This is a genomic window from Nesterenkonia sp. F, from assembly GCF_000220985.1.
Taxonomy (GTDB): Bacteria; Actinomycetota; Actinomycetes; order Actinomycetales; family Micrococcaceae; genus Nesterenkonia.
The window spans coordinates 1-2,665 of the sequence record NZ_AFRW01000072.1 but is presented as its reverse complement, the minus strand read 5'-3'; the positions used below and the strand labels follow the sequence as shown (position 1 = coordinate 2,665).

3 protein-coding genes are annotated in these 2,665 nt (G+C 71.6%); 1 reads left to right on the top strand and 2 read right to left on the bottom strand.

The window, feature by feature from the left end; translation table 11 throughout:
• Positions 1–83: 83 nt before the first annotated feature.
• Both GU5_RS0105740 and GU5_RS0105735 read right to left on the bottom strand, forming a co-directional pair.
• Positions 84–1,211 carry an Mrp/NBP35 family ATP-binding protein gene (locus GU5_RS0105740; protein WP_010524624.1) on the bottom strand — a complete coding sequence of 376 codons (1,128 nt, stop codon included), beginning with the start codon at positions 1,209–1,211 and terminating at the stop codon, positions 84–86.
• Between the two features lie 103 nt (positions 1,212–1,314).
• Positions 1,315–2,247, bottom strand: a complete 933-nt coding sequence (locus GU5_RS0105735; protein ID WP_010524623.1) for an aldo/keto reductase family oxidoreductase — start codon at positions 2,245–2,247, stop codon at positions 1,315–1,317.
• A 240-nt stretch (positions 2,248–2,487) separates the two neighbouring features.
• On the opposite strand from GU5_RS0105735, the gene GU5_RS17850 reads away from it, so the two are divergent.
• A partial coding sequence (locus tag GU5_RS17850; protein ID WP_369750455.1) for a general stress protein occupies positions 2,488–2,665 on the top strand: 178 nt, incomplete at its 3' end.

The following is a 2,665-nucleotide window of genomic DNA, read 5'->3' as shown; positions in this document are numbered from 1 at the left end:
GCCCTTCGACGTCGACGCCACCTGAGCCGCCGCAGCGTCGACGGCGCCGCCGGTGCGCCCCGACGACAGCGCGGCGGCCGGCCTCAGGCGGGGCCGAAGGGCAGCGAGCGGTCGGCGATGCCGCGAGGACGGTGCGCCAGCGCCGCGGCGATCTCCCGCAGCGCGGAACCGGCCGGGGAGTCGGGCGCGGAGAGCACGACCGGATCTCCGGCGTCGCCGGCGGAGCGCAGGTCCATGTCCAGCGGCACCGAGCCCAGCAGCGGCACCTCGGACCCCAGATCCTCGGTGAGCCGGTCGGCGACGACCTGGCCGCCGCCGGAGCCGAAGAGGTCCAGCGAGCTGCCGTCGGGAAGGGTCATCGGCGCCATGTTCTCGATGACTCCGGCGACCTTCTGCTCGGTCTGTGTGCTCAACCCGCCGGCGCGCTCGGCGATGCCCGAGGCCGCCGCCTGCGGCGTGGTGACCACGAGCAGCTCCGAGCCGGGAAGCAGCTGGGCGACCGAGATGGCGATGTCGCCGGTGCCCGGCGGCAGATCCAGCAGCAGGACGTCGAGGTCGCCGAAGTGCACGTCGGTGAGGAACTGCTCCACCGCCCGGTGGAGCATCGGGCCCCGCCAGGCCACCGCCTGGTTGCCCTCGACGAACATGCCGATGGAGATGGTCTTCACCCCGTGGGCGACCGGCGGCAGGATCATCTCGTCCAGCCGGGTGGGGGTGTCGGTGATGCCCATCAGCCCGGGCACCGAGAAGCCGTGGACGTCGGCGTCGACGATGCCGACCTTCAGCCCGTCGGCGGCCATCGCGCAGGCGAGGTTCACCGTCACCGAGGACTTGCCGACTCCGCCCTTGCCGGAGGCCACCGCGTAGACGCGGGTCAGGCTGTCGGGCTGGGCGAAGCGGTTGATCTTGCCGCCCTCGCCGCGCAGGTCCTCCTTCAGGCGGGCGCGCTCCTCGGGCGTCATCACGTCCAGATGGACCCGAGCGGTGGAGACCCCCTCGGCACGCACCGCCGCGGCGGTGACGTCGTCGGTGATCGTCTGCTGCTTCGGGCAGGCGGCGATGGTCAGCTTGACGGTCACGTCGGCGACGCCCTCGCCGTCCACTGCGACGTCGCCGACCATCCCCAGCTGGGTGATCGGCAGGCGCAGCTCGGGGTCCATGACCTGGGCGAGATGGCGGCGGATGCTGTCTTCGACGGTCGGATCAGGCACCGTCCCAGTCTAGGCCTGCGGCCCGCCCCGGTGCAGGGCCTCGACGCGAGGCCGCCCCGCGCCGGGGCCGGGCGGGGGAGACTCGACTGTCCAGCGGGTCATCTCACGGGATCGTGTAGCCGGCGGCCCGGACCAGCTCGTACCACTCTGCGCGGGTCAGCGGGATCTCGGAGCCCTGGGCCGCCCCGGAGATGCGCTCCGGCGACGTCGTGCCCAGCACCACCTGCATGTCCGCCGGGTGGCGGGTGATCCAGGCGGTCGCGATCGCGATCGGCGGCACATCGTACTTCGCCGCCAGTCGGTCGATGACCGCGTTGAGCTCGGGATAGCGGTCGGAGTCGAGGAAGGGACCGTCGAAGAAGCCGGCCTGGAACGGCGACCAGGCCTGCACCGTGATGTCGTGCAGCCGGCAGTAGTCCAGCAGGCCGTCGTCGCGGCTGACCGACTGATCCAGGTTCTGCATGTTCGCCGCCACGCCCTGGGCGACCAGCGGCGCGTGGGTGATCGACAGCTGCACCTGGTTGGCGACGATCGGTTCGTCGACGTACTTCCGGAGCAGATCGATCTGCCGCGGCGTGTGGTTGGAGACGCCGAAGGCGCGCACCTTGCCCGAGGACTTCAGCTCGTCGAAGGCCGCGGCGACCTCCTCGGGCTCCACCAGAGCGTCGGGACGGTGCAGCAGCAGGATGTCGATGTAATCGGTGTCCAGGGCGTCGAGCGAACCCTCGACGGAGGAGACCAGGTGCTCGCGGCTGAAGTCGAAGTAGGGCCCCTCGCGGACGATGCCGGCCTTGGTCTGGATGGTCCACTCCTCGCGCTCCGCGGGAGTCAGCTGCGTCGCCTCGGCGAAGCGGCGCTCGCAGCCGTGCAGCTCGGCGCCGTAGACGTCGGCGTGGTCGAGGAAGGTGATGCCGGACTCGCGGGCGGTGCGCACCAGCTCGCGGACTTCGTCGTCGGTCTTCTCCTGGATGCGCATCAGGCCCTGGACGACGTTCGGGGCGGGCAGGCGGACGTCGGGCATGTCGATGGTTCTCATCGGGTCTCCTGGGTCGTCGTGGTCCGGCAGCGGGGACCTGGGACGTCCTGGCCGGGGAGGAAGGCGTGCGGCGGCGATCCGTCCGTGTCATGGATCACCACCAGCGAGCCTAAGGAATGCCGGGCACGACGTCCACCGACCCTCGCGCGGACCACGCGCGGACCGGCGCAGCGGTGCGCCCTCTGCGAACGCCCGGCGTCCCGGCGCGCGTCGGGCGCCGCGACCCGGCACAATGGGGACATGGCGATGAACGCATCCATGACTCCCCAGCAGGCCGGCGGTCTGCCGCGCGGCGAGCTGCTGGGCCGCTACCGCACGTATGAGGAGGCCCAGCAGGTGGTGGACCACCTGGCCGCGGCCGAGGGCTTCGACGTCAAGATGCTGACCATCGTGGGCAACGATCTGCGGTCCGTCGAGC

Coding starts and splice junctions, on each gene's coding strand:
- GU5_RS0105735 (WP_010524623.1), bottom strand. CDS start 2,247: ATGAGAACCATCGACATGCCCGACGTCCGCCTGCCCGCCCCGAACGTC.